This window comes from Lysobacter yangpyeongensis (genome assembly GCF_042655745.1).
In the GTDB taxonomy this organism is placed as follows: domain Bacteria; phylum Pseudomonadota; class Gammaproteobacteria; order Xanthomonadales; family Xanthomonadaceae; genus Agrilutibacter; species Agrilutibacter yangpyeongensis.
Genome location: NZ_JBHSNM010000005.1, coordinates 17,019 through 41,906, shown reverse-complemented (window position 1 = coordinate 41,906; position 24,888 = coordinate 17,019). Strand labels below are relative to the sequence as shown.

Annotated in this window: 20 protein-coding genes and 1 pseudogene; 8 read left to right on the top strand and 13 right to left on the bottom strand. The window is 70.4% G+C overall.

Going from position 1 to position 24,888, the window contains the following annotated elements; translation table 11 throughout:
- Positions 1 to 152: 152 nt before the first annotated feature.
- From ACFPN1_RS13165 to ltaE, 3 genes are all read right to left on the bottom strand, one after another.
- Positions 153 to 6,320 (bottom strand): hypothetical protein, encoded by a 6,168-nt coding sequence (locus ACFPN1_RS13165; protein WP_386755569.1) that lies wholly within the window; start codon positions 6,318 to 6,320, stop codon positions 153 to 155.
- A gap of 82 nt (positions 6,321 to 6,402) precedes the next feature.
- Complete coding sequence (locus ACFPN1_RS13160; protein WP_386755567.1) at positions 6,403 to 7,950, bottom strand: M4 family metallopeptidase; 1,548 nt, start codon at positions 7,948 to 7,950, stop codon at positions 6,403 to 6,405.
- A gap of 328 nt (positions 7,951 to 8,278) precedes the next feature.
- Positions 8,279 to 9,295 (bottom strand): low-specificity L-threonine aldolase, encoded by a 1,017-nt coding sequence (gene ltaE, locus ACFPN1_RS13155; RefSeq protein ID WP_386755566.1) that lies wholly within the window; start codon positions 9,293 to 9,295, stop codon positions 8,279 to 8,281.
- 134 nt (positions 9,296 to 9,429) lie between these two features.
- Here ltaE and ACFPN1_RS13150 point away from each other — a divergent pair, with 134 nt between their 5' ends.
- Positions 9,430 to 9,969 (top strand): DUF6630 family protein, encoded by a 540-nt coding sequence (locus ACFPN1_RS13150; protein ID WP_386755565.1) that lies wholly within the window; start codon positions 9,430 to 9,432, stop codon positions 9,967 to 9,969.
- Between the two features lie 932 nt (positions 9,970 to 10,901).
- Here ACFPN1_RS13150 and ACFPN1_RS13145 read toward each other — a convergent pair.
- Positions 10,902 to 12,296, bottom strand: coding sequence for a M20/M25/M40 family metallo-hydrolase (locus ACFPN1_RS13145; RefSeq protein WP_386755564.1), 1,395 nt, complete (start codon positions 12,294 to 12,296; stop codon positions 10,902 to 10,904).
- 111 nt (positions 12,297 to 12,407) lie between these two features.
- The gene (locus ACFPN1_RS13140) at positions 12,408 to 12,878 is read right to left on the bottom strand and encodes a hypothetical protein (protein ID WP_386755563.1); all 471 of its coding nucleotides are present in this window, start codon (positions 12,876 to 12,878) and stop codon (positions 12,408 to 12,410) included.
- Between the two features lie 174 nt (positions 12,879 to 13,052).
- Between ACFPN1_RS13140 and ACFPN1_RS13135 the strand changes: the two genes are divergently transcribed.
- Positions 13,053 to 13,463, top strand: a complete 411-nt coding sequence (locus ACFPN1_RS13135) for a YciI family protein (RefSeq protein WP_386755561.1) — start codon at positions 13,053 to 13,055, stop codon at positions 13,461 to 13,463.
- On the opposite strand, the gene ACFPN1_RS13130 is transcribed toward ACFPN1_RS13135, so the two are convergent.
- Positions 13,460 to 14,578, bottom strand: coding sequence for a GGDEF domain-containing protein (locus ACFPN1_RS13130; protein ID WP_386755560.1), 1,119 nt, complete (start codon positions 14,576 to 14,578; stop codon positions 13,460 to 13,462). The two genes, ACFPN1_RS13135 and ACFPN1_RS13130, sit on opposite strands and share 4 nt — an antisense overlap.
- Positions 14,579 to 14,771: 193 nt before the next feature.
- Here ACFPN1_RS13130 and ACFPN1_RS13125 point away from each other — a divergent pair, with 193 nt between their 5' ends.
- From ACFPN1_RS13125 to ACFPN1_RS13115, 3 genes are read left to right on the top strand one after another with little or no spacing between them, the layout of a single operon-like run.
- Positions 14,772 to 16,778 (top strand): SpoIIE family protein phosphatase, encoded by a 2,007-nt coding sequence (locus ACFPN1_RS13125; protein WP_386755559.1) that lies wholly within the window; start codon positions 14,772 to 14,774, stop codon positions 16,776 to 16,778.
- Positions 16,779 to 16,782: 4 nt separating this feature from the next.
- The gene (locus ACFPN1_RS13120) at positions 16,783 to 17,205 is read left to right on the top strand and encodes an ATP-binding protein (RefSeq protein WP_386755557.1); all 423 of its coding nucleotides are present in this window, start codon (positions 16,783 to 16,785) and stop codon (positions 17,203 to 17,205) included.
- A gap of 18 nt (positions 17,206 to 17,223) precedes the next feature.
- Entirely contained in the window at positions 17,224 to 17,613 is a 390-nt protein-coding gene (locus ACFPN1_RS13115; protein ID WP_386755556.1) for an STAS domain-containing protein, read from the top strand.
- Between the two features lie 42 nt (positions 17,614 to 17,655).
- Here ACFPN1_RS13115 and ACFPN1_RS13110 read toward each other — a convergent pair whose 3' ends face one another.
- A complete protein-coding gene (locus ACFPN1_RS13110; protein ID WP_386755555.1) occupies positions 17,656 to 18,903 on the bottom strand; it encodes an RCC1 domain-containing protein in 1,248 nt (415 codons plus the stop codon).
- 286 nt (positions 18,904 to 19,189) lie between these two features.
- Here ACFPN1_RS13110 and ACFPN1_RS13105 point away from each other — a divergent pair, with 286 nt between their 5' ends.
- Both ACFPN1_RS13105 and ACFPN1_RS13100 read left to right on the top strand, forming a co-directional pair.
- A complete protein-coding gene (locus ACFPN1_RS13105; protein ID WP_386755554.1) occupies positions 19,190 to 19,600 on the top strand; it encodes an RcnB family protein in 411 nt (136 codons plus the stop codon).
- A 172-nt stretch (positions 19,601 to 19,772) separates the two neighbouring features.
- Entirely contained in the window at positions 19,773 to 20,042 is a 270-nt protein-coding gene (locus ACFPN1_RS13100) for a hypothetical protein (protein ID WP_386755553.1), read from the top strand.
- A gap of 108 nt (positions 20,043 to 20,150) precedes the next feature.
- On the opposite strand, the gene ACFPN1_RS13095 is transcribed toward ACFPN1_RS13100, so the two are convergent.
- The 5 genes and pseudogenes from ACFPN1_RS13095 to msrB all read right to left on the bottom strand — a co-directional run bounded on the left by ACFPN1_RS13095 (position 20,151) and on the right by msrB (position 23,350).
- Positions 20,151 to 20,666, bottom strand: coding sequence for a glutaredoxin domain-containing protein (locus ACFPN1_RS13095; protein WP_386755724.1), 516 nt, complete (start codon positions 20,664 to 20,666; stop codon positions 20,151 to 20,153).
- Positions 20,667 to 20,675: 9 nt separating this feature from the next.
- A pseudogene (gene cysK / locus ACFPN1_RS13090) lies at positions 20,676 to 21,659 on the bottom strand (cysteine synthase A); the annotation flags it as partial.
- Positions 21,660 to 21,757: 98 nt separating this feature from the next.
- Positions 21,758 to 22,078 carry a hypothetical protein gene (locus tag ACFPN1_RS13085; RefSeq protein WP_386755552.1) on the bottom strand — a complete coding sequence of 107 codons (321 nt, stop codon included), beginning with the start codon at positions 22,076 to 22,078 and terminating at the stop codon, positions 21,758 to 21,760.
- Positions 22,079 to 22,382: 304 nt separating this feature from the next.
- On the bottom strand, positions 22,383 to 22,904 hold the full coding sequence (gene msrA, locus ACFPN1_RS13080) for a peptide-methionine (S)-S-oxide reductase MsrA (RefSeq protein WP_386755550.1): 522 nt from the start codon (positions 22,902 to 22,904) through the stop codon (positions 22,383 to 22,385).
- A complete protein-coding gene (gene msrB, locus ACFPN1_RS13075; protein WP_386755549.1) occupies positions 22,901 to 23,350 on the bottom strand; it encodes a peptide-methionine (R)-S-oxide reductase MsrB in 450 nt (149 codons plus the stop codon). Before msrB ends, msrA begins: the two co-directional genes overlap by 4 nt.
- A 245-nt stretch (positions 23,351 to 23,595) precedes the next feature.
- Between msrB and ACFPN1_RS13070 the strand changes: the two genes are divergently transcribed.
- Complete coding sequence (locus ACFPN1_RS13070; RefSeq protein ID WP_386755548.1) at positions 23,596 to 24,066, top strand: BON domain-containing protein; 471 nt, start codon at positions 23,596 to 23,598, stop codon at positions 24,064 to 24,066.
- Positions 24,067 to 24,178: 112 nt separating this feature from the next.
- Here ACFPN1_RS13070 and ACFPN1_RS13065 read toward each other — a convergent pair whose 3' ends face one another.
- Positions 24,179 to 24,880 (bottom strand): helix-turn-helix transcriptional regulator, encoded by a 702-nt coding sequence (locus tag ACFPN1_RS13065; RefSeq protein WP_386755546.1) that lies wholly within the window; start codon positions 24,878 to 24,880, stop codon positions 24,179 to 24,181.
- Between the last annotated feature and the right edge of the window lie 8 nt (positions 24,881 to 24,888).

Genomic DNA, 24,888 nt, shown 5'->3' with positions numbered 1-24,888 from the left:
TGCCTGCTCCCTGCCGCGACCGGGCCCCCGATCGCGGCGACTTGCCTGAAAACCGCTGGCGTCGTGCACCGTGCCATTGGGGCCAACGATGCGGCGCGACGACGCCAGCGGACACACCTGATCACGCGGGACCGACACCCGCGCGTTGACGCTTACCAGCCGTACCGCACCACCACCTGCCCACCGGCGACGCTGTCGAGGGCGCCGCCGTCGGTCCAGTTCACCCCGCCGCTCAGCGACCAGCCGCCGCGGCGCGCGCCCAGGCCGAGTTCGACCATCGCGCTGGTGCCGTCGAGGCTGCTTGTGCCGAGCAGGCCGCCGTTGATCGACTGCGCGTATTCGCCGTCGAACTCGTGCACGACGCTGAGCGCGCCGTACGGCGTGAGGGCGAAGCTGCCGCGCTGGAACGTGCGGTCGAACGCCACGCCCAGCCGCGCCCGCGAGGAGGTGCCGCCGTCGTTGACGAATTCCGCCTGGCCGTTGCTCAGCGCATCGATGTCGGCGATGCGGGTGTGCGTGTACTGCAGCTGCGGCACCACGTTGAAGCCGCCGAGCGACCACGCACGCAGGCCGGCTTCGACATTGGTCGACTGCGCCGACGCCTGCGTTTCGTAGGTGGTTTCCGCCGAGCGCAGGCGCGCGTCGACACCGGTCCAGCGGTGCGAGACGTCGAGGTAGAAGCCGTTGTCGGCGAACCAGGTCGCATACAGGCCGAAGCTGCTGCCGTCGAAGCGGTCGCTGCCCGCGCCGTCGATGTGCTGGCTGCCTTCCGACGTGCCCAGCAGGGCGCCGATGGCGAGGTGCGCGGATGGCCGCGTTTCCAGGCCCAGTTCCCAGCCGTGGTTGGACTGGTGGAAGCCGAATGCGCCGTCCCCGCCGAAGTTGGCGCTGCGCTGCGGATCGACGTCGCCGCTGTCGCTGAAGGCGCGCAGCCACGGCGCCAGGCCCGCTTCGCCCATCGCGGTGGGCACCACGCCCATGCGCTGGCGCCACGTGCCGACCTGTGCATTGACCAGGCTGTGCACGCCCGGGGCGATGTTCGAGGCCAGCGCACCGGTCGCATTGAGGCCGGCCACGTCGACGCCGAGCGAAACCGTGTCGGCACTCTGGTTGAGGCGGAAGTCCATCGTCAGGAAGCCGCCAGGCGCGTAGTTCACGTTGCCGAGCACGAACTCGCCGTCGACGGTACCCGTGGTTTGCAGCAGCGGCACTTCGAACTGCGCCGCACCCGGCAGGTCGAGCAGGTTGACGTTGATCGTCTGCAGCGTCGGCTCGATCACGCTGCCGTCGACGTAGACCCGGTCGCCGGCCTGGTCGAGGCCACTGACGTCGACATTGATCGCGCCCTCGCCGGCAAAGTCGCCGACGATGCTGAGCACGTCGTCGGCCGCGCCGTCGACGAAGCTGATCACGCCGTCGTTGGTGACCGCGAACGGGTTGTCCATGTCGATCACGTTGTCGGCGCCCGCCACGAAGATCGTGCCGAGGTTGTCGAAGGTGTTGCCGCTCGCGTAGCCGCCCAGGCGGATCGCGGCGTCGTCCAGGAACAGCGTGCCGAGGTTGAGGATGTGGTCGTCGCCCGCGCCGAAGTCGGATTCGCCGACCGCGTGCCACATCGCGCCCGCGCCGTTGGCGAAGCGGTCGTCGCCGTCGCCGGCGCGGATCGCGCCGATCACGGTGCCGGCGTTGCGCAGGTCGGCACTGCCGGTGCCGGCCGCGATCGCAATCCGCTCGCCGTCGCCGATGGCGGCGATGGTGCCGGTGTTGTCGAGCAGGTTGATGCCGCCCGATTCCAGCGAGACCGCGGTGGCGACCGCATCGCTGCCGTAGGCCGCCGCGGTGATCGTGCCGGCATTGGCGACGCTGGCGTTGCCTTCGGTCGCAGTGATCCGGACGCCGGTGGCGGCCGCGCTGGTCGTGCCGTCGGCCACGGCGAGGATGTCGCCGTCGTTCACCACCCCGGCATCGCGGTAGAAGCTGGTGGCGAACACCGCCGTGGCCAGCGCATCGTCGGCCTGCGTCACCGCGGTGATGTGCCCGGTGTTGCTGATGCCGGCGGCGAACGCGGCGAACGTCGACGCCCCGTAGGTGTAGCCGATGCCGCCCGTCGCGCTGGCGGTGGCGAGGATGTCGCCGGCATTGTCGATGCTGGCATCGCCGCCTTCGATGGTGACCATCGGGTTGGACCAGTCGCAGCCGTACGCATCGCAGTTGTAGGTCACCGACGCGTTGAAGGCGTAGGCGTGGCTGCCCACCGCGAACGCGTTGCCCGCTTCGGCGATGGCGCTGCCACGGATGCTGCCGTCGTTGGCGAGCGTGGCGGCGTCCAGGCCGTGGACGAAGGCGCCGTAGGCGGTCGCGTAACCGAAGTCGGCCTGCGCGATGGCCTCGATGTCGCCGAGATTCACCAGCGCGCTGGTCGTGATCCCGGAGTAGTGGCCGACGCTGCTGCCGTAGGCCGCCGCGCCGCCACCGTGCGATCCGTCGGGCGTGGCCACCGCCTGCGCGACGATGCTGCCGGCGTTGTACGTGGTGGCGACGTCCGAGCCCCAGGTCTGCGTGCCCCAGGCGACCGCGAAGGCCGGATCCGGGTCGCCGGGCAGGGTGCCCGCCGAGGCGTAGGCGAAGATGCTCGCGCCGGCCGCGTTGGTGATGTCGTTGCTGTACTTGCCGTGCGCGTTGATGCCGGAAGCGCCGACCACGCCGAACTCCGCCTGTGCGATCGCGTTGACGTCGCCCGCGTTGACCACGGCCACCGCGTTGCCGTAGGCATCGATGCCGGCCGCGCCGGCGCCGCCGCCGAGCATGCTCGATGCGTCCTCGGCGAGGGAGATGGCGTTGACCACGCCGTTGTTCACCACGGTGGCGTCGCCCATGAAGCTGCCTGTGGCGAGGATGCCGGTCGCGCCCGAGGCCCCGTAGGAACCCGGGTAACCGCGCGCCATCGCGTAGGCGGTGACGGTGCCGTCGTTGGTGACGTCCACGCCGTACATGCCGCCGGCGGTGACGCCGTTGGCGAAGGCACCGCCGAAGCGTTCGGCCTCGACTACCGCGGTGATGTCGGCCCCGGCCGCGTTGTGCACGGAGGTCTCCAGGCCGGAGGCCACCACGCCGTAGGAATACGCGATGCCGCCGTACACCGACGCGTTCGCCTCAATGTGGCCGTAATTGGCCACCGAGGCCGCGCCGTAATAGCTGCGCGACCGCGCGCCGTAGGCGACCGAGAAGTTGAGGCTCACGTCCCTGATGCCGCTTTCGGAATCCGCGGTGGCCACGATGTCGCCGTGGTTGACGATCTCCGATGCGCCGAACAGGTTGAGCGTGTAGGCACCGGATGCGATCGCCATGCCCACATCGACGTGCGCGTAACTCCAGATCGATCCGTCGTTGTCGACCTGGGCGATGCCGGCGTAGACGCCCGGCGATTGCACCACGGCGCCCCAGGCCACCGCGTAGCCCGTGCTGACGATGGCAGTCGCGCCGATCTCGCCGGAGTTGGTGACGAGCGTGTCGCCGATGCCGTAGCCGTTGAGGGCCATCGCGCCGATGGCCTTGGCCTGCAGGAAGCCCTCGGTCGGATCGATCGGCGTCGTCGCCGTCGCCGAGGCGAAGACCGAGCCGCGGTTGTCGACCACCGAATCGTAGTACTGGGCGAAGTTGTAGACGCCGAAGGCGATGGCTTCGGCTTCGCCGTAGGGCGCCAGGCCGCCCACGGCCGAGGCGGTGATGTCGCCGTCGTTCACGGTGACGGCGTTGCCGATGTAGGTCGAACCGTTGAGCACGCCCATAGCCTGGGCCTGGTCGCCGTTGGCGATGGCCTGGATCGAACCGGCATTGGTCGTGTACGCGCTGAAGATCACGCCCAGCGAGTACGAACCGGTGGCGCTGGCGACGCCATGGGTCGCCGTGGCCGCGGCCAGGATATCGCCGGCGTTGTACGCGTTCGCGCCGTAGTAGCCGAACGAACTCGCGCCCGTCGCGTCGGCCGTACCGCCCTCGCCGGCGTTGGCGATCGCACGCAGCTCGCCATAGTTCGAGACGGACGAATACATGCCGTAGGCGCGCGCGCCGCGCGCGTTGGCCGTGCCGCCCGCGCCGGCGGTGGCGAACGCGTTGCTGCTGGCGTCGTTGAAGACGCTGGCGACATTGGCGATGACGTACGCGCCGGTGGCGTCGGCGGCACCGCCGTCGCCGGCGACGGCGCTCGCATCCAGCTGGCCGCCATTGACCAGCACGCCAATGCCGTTGAAGGTGCCGTAGACGAAGGCCGCGTAGGCCTGCGCGTCGCCGTTCACGCTGTTGGCGGCGGCGGAAATGTCGCCGTAGTTGGCGAGCGAGGCGACATCGCCGCCCGCGGCGTAGGCGCCCACGGCCAGGGCCGTGCCGTCCAGCGACACGGCCGATGCGACGAGACTGCCGTCGACCGTGTTGGTCAGATAACCGAAGTGGTACCCGGTGCTGATCGCGCCGTAGGCGTAGGCGTCGCCCAGGCTTTGCGCGGTGGCGACGACATCGCCCGCGTTCTCGACGTTGGCGGTGTCGTAGGAGATCACGTGGATGCCGGTCGCGAGGGCGAAGGCCTCGGCATCGGCGCCGCCGGCGACCGCCGTCGCGTACACATCGCCCTGGTTGCTGACATGGGCCTCGCCGCCGTGCATGGCATTGGCGAAGATGCCGCGGGCCGCGGCGCTGTCCTCGTTCCCGTCGGCAATGCCGCCGGTGCGCGCATAGGCGGTGATCACGCCGTCGTTGTTCACGTCCGCGCCGTCGTTGCTGCGCGCACTGATGCCCATGGCCTTGGCTTCGCCGTAACCGGCGGCGTCGGCGGAGGCGGTGATGGTCGCGCCAGCGGCATTGTCGACCAGCGCGTGCCCGACACCATTGAGTTCGCCGGTCGAGGCGCCGATCGCGCTGGCGTAGCCCGCATCGGTGTTCGCGTATGCGCCGATGTGGCTGGCGTTGTGGATGTAGCCGTCGCTGGCGTCCGAGGAGCTGAGGTAGCCGGTCTTCGCCCCGATCGAGCGTGCGTAGCCGAAGCCGGTGACGCGGGTCGTCGCCAGGATGTCGCCGTGGTTGGTGATCGACGAGGCGCCGTCGATGCTGGTGGCATAGGCACCCAACGCATCGGCGAAGACGGCGTAGACGCCGCCGTCGGTGGCCGAGGCGCGCGCGTAGGCGTCGATGGTGCCGTCGTTCTCGATCGCCGCCGTGCCGTCGGCATTCAGCGCCTGGGCGATCGCGCCCCAGGCCAGCGCGTTGCTGCCGCTGCGGTCGACGCTGGCGGAGGCATGGATGTCGCCACTGTTGGTCAGCAGGACATCGTCGTGCCCGGACGGCTGCGGGTTGTAGTAGCTCTCGAAGGCGTAGCCGCTGCTCACGCGCACGCCGGCGGCCCAGGCGCGCTGGTAGTCGATACCGCCGGAATTGGCGGTCGCGCTGATCGAGCCGTGGTTGTCGACGTGCGAGCTGTCGTAGTAGACCGAGGCGATGTTGTAGACGCCGAACGCGAACGTCCACGTGGCGCCCTCGGCGTCCGCCGCGATGGTGCCATCATTGACCAGGCTCGCATCCCCCGATACGGCCTGGTTGAAGACGCCCGTGGCGTAGGCGAGGAACCCCGTGGCCGTCGCGTCGGCGGAAATCGTGCCGCCGTTGACGATGCTCGCATCGTCGACGGAGGCGAATGCACGCACGCCCGTCGCATACGCCGAGGCGCCGTCGGCATCGGCGCTGGCGCTGATGCCGGCGCTGTTGTCCAGGCTGACGGCGTCGTCGCCCAGGTACAGGCCGACGGCGGGATTCACGCCACGGACGCTGATGTCGCTGGCGTTGCTGGTCGTGAGGAACGTCGAACCGGCCCCGATATCGGCGCCGGAGGACATCCAGTCGAACGCAGAGAAATCCGCGTTGGCCTGATCGATCCACGCCGGATCGTCGAACGCCTCGGCCGGCGCAATGCCCGCGGCGGTCGCGACGTGCGCCGCATCGACGGACCAGGCCAGGCCGCCCTGCTCCGGTGCGGCCGGCAACACGCTGGCCGGCACGTCACCATCCGCGACCCAGGTCAGATCGACCGGCGTCGCACCGACGGTATCGGCACGCGCGAAGTCGGCATTGCACAGCAGCGTCGCCGCCTGCGCGGCATGGCTGCAGGGAGTGCCGGCAAAGGCACCGGGCGCCGAGAGGGCGAGCACGGTGGCCGACACGGCCATCGCGCTGCGGATCGCGCGAACGATCGGAGTGACTGCGGGTGCTGCGTTGGCACGCGACGTACGCGTGCCGCTCGACCTGGCGGCCGTATGGCTGACGTTACCGATCATTGCTTCCCCTGGGCGCAACGTTGTTATTGGAATGCGTATGGGCGCCCTGCCGGACGCCCGTGCTCGTGCTCGTGCCGGCGGCTCACTTCACGCCGACCGCGGTCCACGCGGCGGCGACGGCCTTGGCTTCCGTCGACGTGGCGCCGTACAGATCGTTGGCCGCGCTGATCGTGGCCACGCGCGCGGCGGCGTAATTGGTGGTGGAGGTGAAGTACACCGTCAGCGCGCGGTACCAGATCCGCTGCGCCTTGCTCCGACCGATGCCGGCCAGCGTGGCGCCATTGCAGGTCGGCGAGGTGTGGTCGATGCCGCTGTAGGTCTTCTTGCCGCTGCCTTCGGCGAGCAGGTAGTAGAAGTGGTTGGCGACGCCCGAGGAGTAGTGCACGTCCATGTTGCCGATCGTGCTGACGTAGCAATTGGGCGAACGGCCGTCGAGGCTCGGCTTGTACATCATGCGCAGCGCGCGCTGCGGCGGGCTGCCGGCGACGTTGTCCTTGAAGATCTGCTCGCCGATCAGGTAATCGGGCGTGTCCCGGGTGTTGTTGGCGTAGAACTCCACCATCGTGCCGAGGATGTCGGACGTGGCTTCGTTGAGCCCGCCGGATTCGCCCGAATAGATCAGGCCGGCCGAGCGCGACGTCACGCCGTGGCTCATCTCGTGGCCGGCGATGTCCAGCGAGACCAGCGGCCCGGTGACGACACCGTCGCCGTCGCCGTAGGTCATGCAGAAGCAGCCGTCGTTCCAGAACGCGTTGCTGTAGGTGCGGCCGTAATGCACGCGGTTGTAGGCGCCGCGTCCGTCGTTGGCGATGCCGTGGCGGCCGTGGATGTTGAGGTAGTAGTCCCAGGTCACCGCGGTGCCGTAATGGGCCTCGGCGGCGACGGTGAGCGGATCGGCGTTGGTGCCGTCGCCCCAGGTGTTGTCCGTGTCCTTGTAGATGCGGCCGGACGTGCGGCTGTTGGACGCATCGATCGTGTAGCTCTTGCCGCGCAGCACGTCGCGCAACTCGTAGCCGCCGGTCACCGTGTTGGTGCCGATGCTGACGGTGCCGGAATACAGCGTGCGCGCCGAACCGGTCGCCGCCGCGGTTTCCAGGTTGCTCCAGCGGTCGAGGATGCGCGCCGCGCGGGCGTTCGCCGCGACGATGTAGGTCATGTCTGCCTGCGCGTTGTGCAGGCGCACCTGCCAGGCCAGCTGCGCGCGGCCCTTGCCACGCGCGTAGACCACCAGGCGCTGTTCCGGCAGGCCGGCGAAATCGGAACCGAATTCGGTGCCGGCGGCGACGATCGCCTCGTCCGCGCGCAGCGTCGGCGTGATCGAGAGGTCGATGCGCTCGGCCTGGCCGAGGCTCGCATCGCGATAGCGGCCGTGGCGCGAATGCACCACCACGTCGCCGCCGATCACCGGCAGGCCGGCGTAGGTGCGATCGAAGCGCACGTGCTCGCTGCCGTCGACATCGACCAGCACATCGCGGGCGATGAAGCCATCGCGCATGGAGACCCGTGCCGCCGCGCGGTGTTCGCGCAGGTGGTCGATGGCCCGTTCCACCGCGCCGCCGCGATCCGCCGCGTGCGCCCCTCCGATTGCCGCGAACAACGCCAACGACAACGCCCCGTGCTTCAGCTTCATCCGATCCGGTCCCCTGTGTCCGTCATGTCGCGATGGAAAGCGACGCTCCGGCTGCCGTCGCAGCCGCCCTATGGCCCAAGTGAACCAATGCCCCCGCGCGCACGCGCCCCCCCGATCCGGGGGGGCGCACAGGGTCAGCGGATATGGCTGGCCGGGGTGACGGACGGCCTCAGGCGCGGGATGGCGGGGGAACCGTGGCTGACTGGGGGATCCGCACCGCTGCGGGCGACGACGGGCCGATGCCGATCCGGTGCGGCCTGCGCACGAACCGCGCAGGAGGCCGCTGCGTCGCAGCACGCGTGCGCACATCGGCGTGCGCTGCGTGCCCTTACTCGACGGCGAAACTCCGGAACGCGGCGATCGCGCGGGCGATGCCGGCATCGTCGACGTCCAGGTGTGTCACCAGGCGCACCCGCGGCGTGTAACCGATGGACACGCGCACCGCGGCGGCATCCAGGTGCTGCTTCAGCGCGGCGAGGCGCGGCGCCGGGATGTCGAGGAACACCATGTTGGTGTGCTGCGCGACGACGTCGATGCCGGGCAGGCCGCGCAGGCCCGCGGCCAGTTCGGCGGCGCGGCGGTGGTCGTCGGCCAGGCGCGCGACGTGGTGGTCGAGTGCGTGCAGGCACGCGGCCGCGAGGATCCCCGCCTGGCGCATGCCGCCGCCGGCGACCTTGCGCCAGCGTCGCGCCTCATCGATCAGGGCGCGCGTGCCCAGCAGCACCGAGCCCACCGGCGCACCGAGCCCCTTGGACAGGCACACCGAGACGCTGTCGAAGTGGCACGCGATTTCGCGCGGCGCCACGCCATCGGCGACGGCGGCGTTGTACAGGCGCGCCCCGTCGAGGTGCAGCGCGAGGCCGTGGCGGTCGCACAACGCGCGCGCCTCGCGCAGATAGGCGTGCGGCAGCGCGCGCCCGTGCCAGGTGTTCTCCAGGCACAGCAGGCGTGTGCGCGCGAAATGCGGGTCGCGCGGCTTGATCACCTGCGCGACCACGTCCAGCGGCAGCGTGCCATCGGCGGCATGCAGCACGGGCTGCGGCTGGATCGAGCCGAACACCGCGGCGCCGCCGCCTTCGTACTTGTAGGTGTGCGCATCCATGCCGACCAGGTATTCGTCGCCGCGCTGGCAGTGCGACAGCAGGCCGAGCAGGTTGGCCTGCGTGCCGCTGGGCGCGAACAGTCCGGCCTCGAAGCCCAGCTCGCCGGCGAGGCGTTCCTGCAGCGCGTTCACGGTCGGATCCTCGCCGTACACGTCGTCGCCGACCTCGGCGCGCGCCATCGCTTCGCGCATCGCGGCGGTGGGGCGGGTGACGGTGTCGCTGCGCAGATCGATCGGAGTCATGGCGTGGCGCGTGAAGGAAACGGCTGCGCAGCATAGCGGGCCCTGGCTGCGCGCCGTGTGTCGGTTTCTGCCCGCTCGCCGCCGCCGGCGCGACGCGATGGGCCTATCCTGTGCCCCGCAAGGAGGTTCGAACCATGAATACGCAGCGCGACTACGACCCGGACGACAACTTCGCCCGCGCGTTCGATCCCGAGGCCGACATCGACGAAGACGCCGCCATTGAAGCACTGGCGTGGCAGTTGCTCCTGCTGATCAACCCGGGCGACGAGGATGCGGCGATGCAGCAGTTCGCCGCCTGCCGCGACGCGCTGGACGAGGGCACGGAGGCGGCCGAGGCATTACGCGACGTGATCGACTGGAAGTCGGGCTTCTTCGTCGAGAACGAGGATCCGGCGGGCCTGATCGAGGTGCTGGACGAACTCGCCGCGCGCTTCAACCTGCGCATCGACTGGGGCGTGGAGGATCCGGCCGACGAGGATTTCCTCTCCGATGCGGAAGTGCCGTCGCTGATCGCCACCGCATTCGACCGTCTGCGCGAACACCACTACACGCTGTGGACCTACGAAGCCGGCGGCGAGCACCACGCCGGCTTCATCACCCACCAGCGCGACGACGAAGCGCTGCCGGTGGTGGCCGCGGCGCTGGGCCTGCATGTGCGGCCGGGGGCGGGGTAAGCGGAGATTCCGCGGAGTTGCCGCTTTTCTTCTTCTCCCTGCACGGAGCGCGCCCAGCATTTCCGCTTCTCCGCGCGCGCCGGAGCATCCCAGCATTTCCTCTTCTCCCCGCTTGCGGGGAGAAGATGCCCGGAGGGCAGATGAGGGGGAGCGAGCGCAGCGAGTTGCCTTGGCTTTTGCTTCCCGGAAGAAGCTGACAAAGCAACGGCAAAAGCAAAAGCAGCTCGCTCCGCTCGCCGCCCCTCACCCGCCCGTTGGGCACCCTCTCCCCGCAAGCGGGGAGAGGGAAAACATCTTTCCTCTTCTCCCCGCAAGCGGGAGAGGGAAAACATCTTTCCGCTTCTCCCCGCAAGCGGGAGAGGGAAAACATCTTTCCGCTTCTCCCCGCAAGCGGGAGAGGGAAAACATCTTTCCTCTTCTCCCCGCTTGCGGGGAGAAGATGCCCGAAGGGCAGATGAGGGGGAGCGAGCGCAGCGAGTTGCCTTGGCTTTTGCTTCCCGGAAGAAGCTGACAAAGCAACGGCAAAAGCAAAAGCAGCTCGCTCCGCTCGCCGCCCCTCACCCGCCCGTTGGGCACCCGCTCCCCGCAAGCGGGGAGAGGGAAAACATCTTTCCTCTTCTCCCCGCAAGCGGAAGAGGGAAAACATCTTTCCTCTTCTCCCCGCAAGCGGGAGAGGGAAAACATCTTTCCTCTTCTCCCCGCTTGCGGGGAGAAGATGCCCGAAGGGCAGATGAGGGGGAGCGAGCGCAGCGAGTTGCCTTGGCTTTTGCTTCCCGGAAGAACCTGACAAAGCAACGGCAAAAGCAACAACAACAGCAGCTCGCTCCGCTCGCCGCCCCTCACCCGCCCGTTGGGCACCCTCTCCCCGCAAGCGGGGAGAGGAAAAACACCTTTCATCTTCTCCCCGCCTGTGGGGAGAGGGAAAAAATCCCTCATCCCGCCAGTTCGCTCACCATCCGCACCCAGTGATCCACGTCGTCGCCCAGCGCCTGCACCGGCAGGCGTTCGTCGCGGCCGTGGGCGCGCATGTCGTCGGGGACGATGCCCCACGAACCGTCGACCCCGTACACCGGAATCCCGGCCTCGCGGAACGGCCGCGCATCGCTGGCGCCCGTGCTCATTTCCGGGATCACCGGCGCGGCGGGAAAGCGCGCGTGCACGCTGTCGGTGTACGCCTTGAGCACGTCCGGGCGCAGGGGCGAATCGAGCGACGTCCTGTTGTCGTCCAGCCGCGTCACTTCCACCTTCGCGCCGGCGATCTTCTGCAATTCGTCGCGGATCGCATCGGGCGACACGCCCGGCAGGATGCGGCAGTTCACCGTCGCCTTCGCCGTCTGCGGCAAGGCATTCGGCGCGTGGCCGCCGGCGAGCATGGTGGCCACGCAGCGCGTCCGGGTCAGGCCGACTTCGGTCGTGTCGGCTTCGATGACGTCGGCTGCGGCGCCATCGGCGGGATTCTTCAGCCACGCGCGCATCGCATCACCCAGCGCGCCGTGCTCGCGCTTCTGCCGCTCGGTGAAGTACGCGCGCGTGGTGGCGTTGAGCGCCGGTTCGAAGCGATACGCGGCCAGGCGATTGAGCGCATCGGACAACTCGTAGATCGCGTTGTCCGGGCGCGGCTTGGAGCTGTGGCCGCCGGGATTGTGCGTGGTGAACGCGAAGTCCGCGTAGGTCTTCTCGGCCGTCTGCAGGGTGAAGCCGATCGGCTGGCGATCGTGGTCGAAGCCGCCACCGCCGCCGTCGGCATTGAGGCCGTATTCCGCGTCGAGCAGCGAGCGCCACTGGGTCGCGCCGAGCGTGGCGCCGCGACCGGTGGTCTCCTCGTCGCCGGTGAACAGCACGACGATGTCGCGCTTCGGCCTGAAGCCCTGCGCGCGCAGCTGCATCAGCGCGGTGGTCACCGCGACCACGCCCATCTTGTCGTCGCTGGTGCCGCGGCCGTAGAAGTAGCCGTCCTTCTCGACCATCGTGAAGGGATCCATCGACCAGTCCGCCGGCAATGCCTCGACCACGTCCATGTGCGCCAGCAGCAGGATGGGCTTGGCCGTGGCCTTGCCGGCGGCGGGCCAGCGCACGATCAGCGCCGCGGTCTTGTTTTCCGGCGTCGCGTCGTAGGGCATCACGTGCACGTCGTCCGCGGCCCAGCCGGCCGCCTTGTACTGGTCGGCGAGGTACTGCGCGAGCTCGGGCACCTTGCCGCGCCCGGCCACCGTCGGAATGGCGACGGAGTGCTGCAACAGGTCGCGCGCCTTTGCGTGCCAGGGATTGTCCGCGGCGGCGGCGGTGGAAGCGGCGAACAGGGCGGCGGCGAGTATCGCGATACGCATTGCATGTCCTCGGGAAAGGCGCGATGGCGCACCCGGGACGGGTACGTCGTGCGCGGAACGGAACGGAGCGGTCACGGGGACCGGCTCACGGGAACGGATGACGGCCACGGATCACAGGGAAGACAGGGTGCGGCGGTAACCGCGGCCCGACAGCGACAGCAGCAGTCCGGCGATGCTCACCACGCCGATGACCATGTGCATCGTGGCCGCGCCGGAGACGCCGGCGAGCGCCAGCGGCTTCATCGTCGCCACCACCTGCGACAGCGCGTAATGCGCGACCGCGAGCAGGAACATCAATGGCACCAGCGCGCGGTAGCGCAGCAGCACCACCAGGAAGAGCAGGCCCAGCAGCACCTGTTCCGCGCCCATGCGCGCCATCAGCGCGATCACGTTCTGGCTGGCGCCGGCGGGATAGGTGTCCAGCGGAATGGTGGAAACCGATTGCGCGCCGCCGTCGGCGCGCAGGATATGCACCAGGCCCAGCGCCAGCTTCAGCAGCGCCAGCGGCACGAACAACCACAGCGCGAGCGTGCGCCCGCGGAAGCGGTTGTCGACCCGCCCGGGAAAGATACGACTCAGCATTGACAGCTCCGGCCCAGGAGACAGCACCGGAGTGTATTCCCTCGGCCCGCTCCGGCGCCGTGTGCCGGTAGTCCCGTGCGGTGCAGTGGCCGGGGGCGGTATCGTGGTTTTGGTCACACTGCCGGCGCGCCGGCCGGGCATGATCCTCCCCTTCCCCACGCGACAGGACACCCCATGCAATTCCTGATGCTGGTCTACACCGACACCACCCTGCTCGACGCGGTCCCCGCGGAGGAGTACGACACGATGATGCGCGGCTGCCTGGAGCACGCCGACGAGCTGCACGCAGAAGGCAAGCTGTGTGGTTCGCGCCAGCTCGAGGCGCCGGCGACCGCGCGCACCATCCGCACCCGCAACGGCCGCACCACCGTGGTCGACGGGCCGTTCGCGGAAACCAAGGAAATGCTCGCCGGCTTCAACCTCATCGAGGCCGACAGCTTCGAGGAAGCCGTGCGCATCGCCGCGGAATTCCCCTGGTCGCGCACCGGCAGCATCGAAGTGCGCCCGATCCGCGACATGGACGCGGTGCGCCACCGCGTCGGCGCCGCGAAGCCCCACCACGCGGTGGGCAGCGAGGCGCTCTAGCCGTCCTCCGCACCCGCCACCGGCGGGTGCTCCACGCGGTTGCGCCCGCCGGCCTTGGCCGCGTACAGCGCCGCATCGGCCGCGGCGATCAGTTGCTGCGGCGACCCTTGCGGACGCGGCACCAGCGCGGCGACGCCGATGCTCACCGTCACCACCGGCGCCACCGTCGAGCTCGGGTGGGCCATGGCTTCCTCCTCGACCAGCGCGCGCAGCTGCTCGGCGACGAGCCCTGCCGCCGCGCCATCGCGCCGCGGCAGCAGGAGCACGAGTTCCTCGCCGCCATAGCGCGCCACCAGGTCTTCCTCGCCATCGGCCAGCTGCGCGCACACGCGCGCGAGTTGGCGCAGGCACTCGTCGCCGTACAGGTGGCCGCAGGCGTCGTTCAGGGCCTTGAAGCGGTCCGCGTCGACCAGCAGCAGCGCCAGCGGTTGCCGCTCGCGTGCGCAACGCGCCCAGTCCGCTTGCAGTTGCTCGTCGAAGCGGCGGCGGTTGGCGATGCCGGTGAGGCCGTCGATCGACGACAGCTGCCGCAGCTTGCGGTTGGCCGCCTCCAGTTGGTCGGCCATGCGCGCCAGGTGGATCGCACCGGCGATCTGGTCGGCGACCGCATCGAAGACCGCGCACACATCGGCGGTGAAGAAGCCGGCGTCGGTGCTTTCGATGTTGAGCACGCCGTGCAGGCGCGCGCGGTGGCGGATCGGCACCAGATACTCGGCCCGCACCGACGGGTTGCCGGCGACGTAATCCGGATCGCCTTCGACGTCGGTGACCAGCAGCGGTTGCCCGGTGCGCACGCAGCGCCCCGCGGCGCCGAGCGTCACCGGCCAGTCGTTGTCCAGTTCCGGCTGCACCAGCAGCAGCTCGCCGGCGTACACCTCGCGCTCGAAATGCGTGCCGACGTCGTTGAGCAGGATGATGCTGGCGATCGCCACCGGCAGGCGCTGCACCAGGCAGTCGACGATGCCGCGCAGCACCGCATCCAGATCCTCGCCCTGCAGCGCCTCGCGCGAAACCTGGGCGAGGATCTCCGCGAGCATCGCGGCCGGCGTCGGCGCATCGCCGGCGTTTTCCGCCGGTACTGCGGGCCACCCCGGTTTCGGATCCCTGCTCGCCATGCCCTCCACGCCCCACACGGGTCGGGCCGAATCTACGCCTGGCGTGGAGCGGTTGCCATCGAGGCCCCATGCGCGGTGCCGATCGCCGCACGACGCGGCAGCACCGCCACCGGCGGCGCGGAACGTGCGCGAGGTCGCAGCTCGCCCGCCGCGCGGCAGGCGTATGCTGCCGGGCGTGCCCCGGGGGAGCCCGATGGATCGGATCGCGCACGATTCCCTGCTCGAACGGCCATGGCTGCAGGCCCATGGCGAGCCGCCGGTCGTGCCCTGGCAGGACAGCCTGCGCACGCGGATGATGCTGTGGTTCGGCACGCTGGTCGGCGTGCTGCTCGCGACGGGCTTCGTCGCCGCTTTCCTGCTCGCGCGCCACCAGATCGTCGAAGGCGCGCGGGCACGCACGCGCTACGAAGCCGCGCAGACCGCCGCGCGGGTGAATGCGGCGATGACCTCGGTGCGGATCACCGGCGACGGCATCATCGGCCTGTTCGACAGCCTGCGGCCCGATCGCACCGCCACCGTGCGCCTGCTCGAAGCCATGCTCGATGCCGATGCCAGCGCGGTGGGCGGACTGATCGCCGTGGAGCCGGGCGTGCTGCCCGACGGCGAACCGATGGCCTACTACGCCGGCGTCGCGCGCCGCGGCGTGCGGGATCGCGACCTGATCGCGGCCGGCTACGCCTTCCGCCGGCAAGCGTGGTACCGGCGCACGCTCGCCGCACGCGCGCCGTGGTGGTCGGAACCGTATTTCAACGAGACCGCCGGCGGCCGCTGGATGACCACGCTCAACCTGCCGCTGCGCGGGCGCGACGGCGCCACGCTGGGCATGGTCAGCCTGGACGTGCCGATCGAGCGCTGGGAAGAACTGGTCGAACCGCTCAATCGCATTCCGGGCCAGCGGCCCGCGCTGTTCGCACCGCAGGGCACGATCGTGCTGCACCCCGATCGGGGCGTCGCGCTGAGGACTACGCTCGCGCGCTTCATCGCCCAACGCGGCCGCAGCGACCTGCAGCCGCTGGAAGCCGCGCGCTCCGCGCAGCAACGCCTCGAAATGACCCACACGCTGCCAGGCACCGGCGAAACGCGCACCTCGGTGCTCGAACCCATCGGCGACACCGGCTGGAGCCTGCAACTGGCGCTGTCGCACGATGCCATCCTCGCCGACCTCAAGCGCACGGTGACGCTGCTGGGCGCGTTCGCGCTGATCGCACTGGGCCTGGCCACGCTCGCAGTGCGGCGACTGGCGCGACGCATCACCACGCCGCTGCGCGACCTCACCGGCTCGGCCAGCCATTTCGCCGCCGGCGAATTCGACTATCCGCTGCGCCAGACCGACCGCCGCGACGAGGTCGGAGTGATGGCGCGCGCGTTCGACAACGCCCGCGGCTCGATCAAGCGGCAGCTGATCGAGATCCAGGACATGAGTGCGGCGCGGCAGAAACTCGACAGCGAACTGGGCATCGCCCGCGACATCCAGCTGTCGATGCTGCCGGGCGCGCGGCAACTCGCGCAGGACGGCTGGCGTCTGCAGGCCACCGCCGTGCTCGAGCCGGCGACCGCGGTCGGCGGCGACTTCTACAGCTTCGTCGAACGCGACAGCCACACGCTGTGGTTCGCGATCGGCGACGTCTCCGACAAGGGCGTGCCGGCGGCCCTGTTCATGGCACGCACCGCGACCGTGCTGGAAGTGGCCGCGGGCCTGGGCGGCACGCCGGCGGACGCGCTCAGACGCGCCGCGCACCGGCTCGTGCACGGCAACGACGCGTGCATGTTCGCCACGGTGCTGTGCGGCGTGATCGATGCGCGCAGCGGCGAACTCGCGCTGGCCAGCGCCGGGCACGAACCGCCGGTGCTGCTGCGCGCGGACGGCAGCGCCGGCTTCGTCGAACTCGCCAACGGACCGCCGCTCGGCCTGGAGGCGACCGAGCACTACGCGGTCTGGCGCGGACGCCTGCAGCCGGGCGATGCGCTGGTCGCCTACACCGACGGCATCACCGAAGCGCTGGCCGCGGGCGAACGCGCCTTCGGCACGCAACGCCTGCTCCAGGCGCTGCACGCGGGCGACGACGCCGCCACGCTGTGCGCGAACCTGGTCGCCGCGGTGCACGCCTTCGCCGGCGATGCGCCGCAGTCGGACGACATCACCGCGCTGGCGCTGCGCTGGACCACCGCGTCCGCGGCGCCGGCCGGGGCGAAGGAGTAACCGCATGCAGATCCAGTTGCGCGCGCCGCAGGACCGCGAACTCCTGCCCAGCCTGTTCGCCGCGATCGACGAAGCATTGGCGCGCGCCGGCATCGCCGCGGCGCTCGCGCACGACATCCAGCTGATCAGCGAGGAAGTGCTGTGCAACGCCATCGACCACGGCTGCCGGCCGGGCCGCGAGCACGAAGTGCTGGTCGAGATCGCGATCCGTCCCGACCGCATCGCCCTGTGCTTCCGCGACGACGGCGACCCGTTCGATCCGCTCGAACACCCGCCGCCGGACCTCGATGCCGACATCGCCGCGCGCCCGCTCGGCGGCCTCGGCGTGCACCTGATCCGCACCCTCGCCGACGAGATCGCCTACGCGCGCGAAGGACATCACAACGTCCTGCACGTCACGCTGATGCGCCGGACGCCCACGGACTGAACCGCCACGGAGACCGCCATGAATTTCACCATCCGCATCGATCCGCCCAGCGGCGGCAGCCAGCGCGTCGCCCTCGGCGGCCGCCTCGACACGCACACCTACGGCGAACTCGACCGGCAACTCGCGCCCCTGCTCGCGGCGGACACGTCTTCGCTGGTCTTCGACCTGGCCCAGCTGGACTACATCAGTTCCGCCGGCATCCGCTCGATCCTGCTCGCGCGCAAGGCGCTGGCCGCGCGCGGCGGCAAGGTCGTCGTCGCCAATCCGCAGCCGCAGATCCAGAAAGTGTTCGACGTGGTGAAGGCGGTGCCGCTCAGCGAGATCTTCACCAGCGTCGCCGAGGCCGACGCCTACCTCGACCTCATGCAGCGGCGCGTGCTCGAAGGCTCGCGCGAGGACGACGACTGATCGCGACGAACGCGACGGCGCCTTCAACGACGCCGCCAGCGCTCAGCGGCAACCGATCAGCGCACGGATATCCGCCGCCTGGGCGATGAAGTAGTCGCCCTGCGCGCGGCTGAGCTGGTGCGTGCGTCGCGCCACCGCGCTCAACACGGCGAAGCCACGCAGATGCAGGCATGCCTTCGGTCGCCGCTGCGCCCCCAGCGCGCGCAGGGCGTGGTCGAGCTGCAACCGCATCGCGCGCCGCAGCGGGAACGCACGCACGCCAGCGAGGTCGTCGCGCAAGTCGCGCAGCGCCTGTTCCGGCGAAAGCTCCTCGCGCAGCGCGAGGTTGTGGTAACCGCCCGCGGCGATGCGGGTGACGCCCGTCAGGCCCGCCGGAACGGTGACCTGGCCGTCGCTGTCGAACCCCCACGCCACCACCGTGCCGTCCGCGCGCAGCGCGAGGCAGTGGTTGATGCCACCGGCAATCGCGACCACGTTGTCCAGGCCCGCCGGCACCGGTCGCGGGTTGTCGAAATCGCCCCACACCACCACCGTGCCGTCGGCGCGCAGCGCCATGCTGAGCACGTTGGCGGCGGCGATCGCGACGACGTTGTCGAGGCCGGCCGGCACGTCGAGTTCGCCGTTGAGGTTGCTGCCCCAGGCGACGACGGTGCCGTCGGATTTGAGCGCGAGGCTGTGGAAGCGCCCCGCAGCGATCGCGGTGACGCCGGACAGGCCGGCGGGCACGGTGGACTCGCCGAACAGGTCGTCGCCCCAGGCCACCACGGTGCCGTCGGATTTCAGCGCGAGGCTGTGCTGCGCGCCGGCCGCGATCGCGGTGACGCCGGACAGGCCCGCGGGCACCTGCGTCTGGCCGTCGGGATTGCCGCCCCACGCCACCACCGTGCCGTCGCCACGCAGCGCCAGGCTGTGGAACAGGCCGCCCGCCACCGCGGTGACGCCGGCGAGTCCGGGCGGCACGTCGGTCTGGCCGAACGCATTGGTGCCGAACGCGCTGACGCGGCCGTCGGCATGCACCACCAGGCTGTGCAGGTGCCCGGCGGCGATCGCGATGGCATCGTCGCTGCCCGCCGGCACGGTCGTCTGTCCATCCAGATCCAGCCCCCACGCGACCACGCTGCCCTGCGCGAAACCCAGCGCGGGCCACCACGCCAGGCAGGCGGCCAGCAGCAGCGCGACTGCCGCGCCGCGCCGGCGCGGCGCGCGCGGACGCGAACGTTGCAACGACGACCACAGGGAGGACAGCGACAACGATAACGACGGCGACCAGACCAGACTGCGCGACCCCATTCCGAATCCCTCCGAAGCGCAGGCCCCAGTGCCTGACGCGTGCCGGCGTGCACCGCACGTTCCGACCGTAACAGGAGTCACGCGAGAACCCCGCATCGCCGGACAGCCGAGGCTGAACCCATCGCGTGAATGCGTGCACGAGCGGGTATGCGCGCACGCCGCGCGTGGCGTTTTCACACGCTCTTCGCGGCACTGAATCGTTGCGCGCGATTCAGTGCGGTGTTCCGCCGTGTTCACCATCGCGCGCCCAGCATGTGCGCGCACGGACAGGACGCAGGAGTGAGCCATGAACACGCACACCCTCCGCAAGCACATCCGCAGGCACGCGCTGATCGCCCTGCCGCTGGCGCTGGCCTTCGCCGCCGCGCCGGCCCTTGCCGACGACGGCGGCCACCACGACGGCCGCCACCACGAGTGGAAGGAGCATGGCGGGAAGGAACATGACTGGAGGGAGCATGACTGGAAGGAGCATGGCCGCCACGACAACGGCCGCCACCTGGGCTGGCGGAAGCAGGCCTGGAAGCGGGGCGACCGCATCGTCTGGGGCGAGGTCGAGCCGCGCTATTACGTCGACGACTACCGCGTGTACCACCTGAGCCCGCCGCCGCCGGGCTACCGCTGGGTGCGGCCGGTGGACGACCGTTACCTGCTGGTCGAAATCGCGACCGGGCTGATCGTGGAGGCACTGGGCTACTAGCCTGGGCCAGCAACTCGCGGGCATCCAACCGGCAACAGGCCCCGCCGCGCGGGGCCTGGCCGTGCCGCGAGCCCTCCCCCACGCAGGGGAATGACAGCCCCGCCGGCTGCTCCGTTAATACGCGCAAGGCGCGCCGGCGCGGCGTGCCGACGCATCGCTACGGGGGCCACCGATGAACCTGATCTATTCGCACAGCTACGCCAGCGCGCGGGCGTTCGCGCTGCACCACGAGTTCATGCCCGGCGACTGGAAGTGGCTGCAGGACGCCGACATCATCCGCCAGAACCCGCGCGCCGACGTCTTCAAGGTCGAACGCTGGGAAGCCAATCCGCACCGCGAGAAGATCGACGAAGCGCTCGCGCGCGCACACAAGAGCCATCGACTGGGGTCGTTGAACGAGGTGGATGCCTCCAGCGGCACGCTCGGGGTATCCGGGGCCTGAGAAACAACCGTCCACCCGCAGGAGCGCCCCACGGGCGCCACTGGCGTCCGATCACCTGCGACGTCACAACGCGCGTGTGTCTTTGCCGCATCCGCGCGCATATGCACTTCACCGCGGCTGCAGCCACGCCGGCAGCAGCGCCGCCGGATCGATGGCCACGCTGTCGTCGCAGGCCACGCCGTGTTCCGTCAGCAAGGCCTGCAGGCGCCCGTCCTTCGCCAGTTCGAGCGTCTCCGTGCAGCCGCCCAGCCAGCGGCCGCCGAGGAACACCTGCGGAATCGTGCGGCTGCCGGTGCGCGCGGCGAGCAGCGCGCGGATCTGTCCACCGCGGTCGTCGCGCTGGTACGCGGTGGAATCCAGGTCGATCGAGCGATACGGCACGCCCAGCGTCGCGAACAGCTTGCGCAACGACCAGCAGAATTCGCACCACTCCAGCGCGAACAGCACCAGCGGCTGCGCGCGATCGGCCAGCAGCTGCGCGACGAAGGCCTCGACTTCCGGCGCCACGGTGGTGACCGGCGCGGCGTCCTGTTTCGCTGCTACGACCGGCGTCGGTGCCGGCGCCGGCGCATCGAAGCGCGCGCCCGGCGTGGAGCGCGAGATCGCCAGTTCCTCTTCGGTCATGTCGATACCGACGCCTTCGAACAGCGGCGTGCTCAGGTAGCGCTCGCCGGTGTCGGGCAGCATGCACAGGAGGTTCGCGCCGGGCGGCGCTTCGGCTGCGAGCTGCAGCGCGCCGGCCAGCGTCGCGCCGGCGGAAATGCCGCAGAAGATGCCCTCGCGCTGCGCCAGTTCGCGCGCCAGCCGCAGCGCGTCGGCGCCGTTGATGGGCAACACGCGATCGATCCACTGCGCGGCGATCACGTCCTCGGCGAGCTTGGGAATGAAGTCCGGCGACCAGCCCTGCATCAGGTGCGGACGGAACGCGGGATGGCTGTCGCGCACGCTGCCGTCGGCCGCACGCGGCTGCGGCAGGCCACTGCCGAGGATCGGCGAATTGTCCGGCTCGCACACCACGATCTGCGTCTGCGGCCGCTGCGCCTTGAGCACGCGTGCCACGCCCTTGAGCGTGCCACCGGTGCCGTAGCCGGTGACGAAGGCGTCGAGCCGCTCGCCCTCGAACGTGGCGAGGATCTCCACCGCGGTGGTGCGCGAATGCATGTCGGCGTTGGCCTCGTTTTCGAACTGCCGGCACAGGAACCAGCCGTGCGCCTGCGCCAGTTCCACCGCCTTGGCGAGCATGCCGCTGCCCTTCAGCGCCGCGGGGGTGAGCACGACCTTCGCGCCGAGGAAGCGCATCATCCGGCGCCGCTCGACGCTGAAGTTCTCCGCCATCGTCACCACCAGCGGATAGCCCTTCACCGCGCACACCATCGCCAGGCCGATGCCGGTGTTGCCGCTGGTCGCCTCGATCACCGTCTGCCCGGGCTGCAGCGCGCCGCGGCGTTCGGCGTCCTCGATGATCCCGAGCGCGAGCCGGTCCTTGACCGAACCCATCGGGTTGAACGCCTCGAGCTTGGCGTAGACCTTCACGCCGGGCGGCGACAGCGTGTCGAGCCGCACCACGGGGGTGCCACCGACGGTGGCGAGGATGTTGTCGTAGCGGTTCGTGCGCATCGCCCGGCTCCCGCGCGACCGGGCCGCGCGCCTGCCGGGGCGAACGTCGCGCGCGCGGCGGGAAGGCCACGGCGCGCGCGCCGGCGCCGTGGCGCGGCTCAGCAGTTGCCGGCGTCGACCCAGCCGTTGGCGACGCGGCGCATGCGCTGGTTGCCGATGCAGCGTTCGTTCTTCGTCTCGTCGCGACGCGCGGCTTCGCGCGCCTTGTGCTGCGCGCGCAGGCGCTGCTGGACCTTGAGCGCGGCCTGGCGCAGTTCGCGCGCGGCCTGCTCCTCGTCCTGTTCCGCCGATGCGGCCGTTGCCGGCCGTGCCCCCGCCGTCGCCGCCGGTGCCGGCTGGGCCGGGCCGGCCGCGTGAACGGCGGCGGTCGCGGCCAGTGCGAGCAGCGCGGCCAGCGCGCGCGGTGTCCTTCGAGCCATCGTGTTCCCCTTTCCTGGCGCCGGGCGCCGTCGAGTCCACGCGGGAAGATACCCGCAGTCGGCCCGCCATACCGCGACCGATTGCTCCGGCGCAGTGTGGCGGGTGTCCGGCGGGCGCCGGAATGTCACGAATGTTGCGGGCGCTGCGCCCGTTACGCGCGGTCCGCTTCGCGATGTGAACGCGACTCCGTGGCGACAGGCGGATGCGACATCCGTCGACGCACCGTGCCGCGTCCGGTCCGGGTTCACGCGAACAAAAAAGGCGGACCTGCGCCCGCCTTTCGCCATCATCGCGGTCGGCTGTTCACACCGCCGCGCGCCGCGGCAGCTTCCAGCCCGGCCGCACGAAGTGGCAGGTGTAGCCGTCGGGATAGCGCTGCAGATAGTCCTGATGCTCGGGTTCGGCTTCCCAGAAATCGCCCGCGGGCGCGACCTCGGTCACGACCTTGCCCGGCCACAGCCCCGACGCATCGACATCGGCGATGGTGTCCAAGGCGATGCGTTCCTGCTCGGGCGTCGTGTAGTAGATCGCCGAGCGGTACGAGCTGCCGCGATCGTTGCCCTGGCGATCGCGCGTGGTCGGATCGTGGATCTGGAAGAAGAACTCCAGCAACTCGCGATAGCCCAGCCGCGCCGGATCGAACAGGATTTCCACCGCTTCGGCATGCGTGCCGTGGTTGCGGTAGGTCGCATTGGGCACGTCGCCGCCGCTGTAGCCCACGCGCGTGGACGCCACGCCGTCCATCTTCCGCAGCAGTTCCTGCACGCCCCAGAAGCAGCCGCCGGCGAGGATCGCGCGCTCGAGGTTTCGCACTTCATTGCTCATCGCACATCCTCCGCCTGATCGAGGTACTCGCCGTAGCCCGCCGCGGCCATCTCCTCGCGCGGGATGAAACGCAGCGCCGCCGAATTGATGCAGTAGCGCAGCCCGCCCTGATCCGCGGGCCCGTCCTCGAAGACGTGGCCGAGGTGGCTGTCGCCGTGGGCCGACCGCACTTCGGTACGAATCATGCCGTGCGAGGTGTCGCGCAGTTCGCGCACGTTCGCCGGCGCGATCGGCCGGGTGAAACTCGGCCAGCCGCAGCCGGATTCGTACTTGCTCGAAGAGGCGAACAGCGGCTCGCCCGAGACGATGTCGACGTAGATGCCCGCCCGCTTGTTGTGCAGGTAGGCGCCGGTGCCGGGACGCTCGGTGGCGCTCTGCTGGGTGACGGCGTACTGCTCCGGGGTCAGTTTCGCGACGGCCTCGGGGGTCTTGCGGTAGGCGTTCATGGGAGCTCCTGTGCAGCCGGCCGGCGCGGCAGGCGCGGGCCGGAAAGACGAAGAACGGGCTTCCTCCAGATGGGGCCCGGCGCCGCGATCTCCAAGGCCGCACGCGCATCGAAAGGAGGGCGCGTGGGCGGCTTGCGATTCGCGCCGCGGGTGCGCGCGTGCCACGGCCGCTTGCGTGGCGGCGTTCGCATGGATTTTCCGTGCGCCGTGACAGCCTGTCGCGGTTGTGGCCACCGGAGGAACTCATGAACGTCACATTCAGGATGGCGGCGGCCTTCGCGGCAGGCGCGCTGGTCATGTACTACCTCGACCCGATCGTGGGCCGCCGGCGCCGCGCGCAGGTGCGCGACCGCCGCGACGCGGTGCTGCACGGGGCCGGCGCGCAGGTCGAAGCGAGGGCCCGGCACGCCGCCGATCGCGCGCGCGGGGCGATGGCGAAGACGCGCGACGCGCTGTCGCGCGAACCGCTCGACGACGAGCGCCTGCGCGACCGCATCCGCGCGCGGCTCGGCCACGTCGTGGAGCACGCCGGGCAGGTCGAGGTGCAGGTGCACGACGGCCACGTGGTGCTGAGCGGACACGCCGACGCGGCGGAGATCAAGGCGCTGCTCGCGACGGTGGCGGCCATGCGCGGCGTGGAAGTGATCGAGAACCGGCTGTCGCCGGAAGGCAGGGCGGAAAGCGGGGCGGAACCGGGCGCGGTGGCACGGCATTGACGCGGGTCGGGTCGCGTTGCGCCTGAGCCCGCGGTCCTATTCAACCGCGCCTGCGCTGCGCGCATACATGGCGTTTCCGCAACACTGCCGAACGCGACGCTGATGCAGCTGCTCAATCGCGGTACGTCGCCGGTTCCGTCGTGTGCGGCTGGGCGCCGGGTTCGTCCGCCGGCAGCCGCGGCCGCGCCTCGCCGATGCGGAAGCGGCACACCTGGCCGCCGCGCACGATGCATTCCATGTGGTGGATGCGGTGCGCCGCGGCCGCTTCCATGAAGGCGAGGTCGAAACGGCACACGTCCGGATGCGCGCGCGCGAGCGCGTGGAAGACGCAGTTGTATGCCTCGACCTGCGCCTCGCCGCCGCGCTGCGTGGCGATCGCTTCGTAGCCGAGCTGGTCCATGCGTTTCGCGAGCGCTTCGGCGACCTGCGCGCGCGACGCGTCCGGCTGCGGCGGCGGCTCGGCATGCCCCAGCTGCTGGCCGAGATCGACGAGCAGCTCGCGTGCGCCCTCGTCGCCCAGGCGTGCGATCACGCCCTCCATCAGCGCGCCGGCGATCTGCGCGTAGTTGCGCGGAAACAACACGTTCGCCTCCGCGGTGAGGCGGAAGCGCGCTTCCGGACGCCCGCCGGTGGCGCGTGGCGTGGTGCGTTCGACCCAGCCCTTCGCGATCAGCGCGGTGAGGTGCTGGCGCACCGCGTTGTGGCTGATGCGCAGACGCTCGCACAGCGCTTCCACCGCCATGCCGTCGGGCTGCTGCAGCAGATGCCGCAGCAGCGCCTGCTGGGTGGTACCGAGGTGGCGCAGTTCGGCCATGCGTCCGC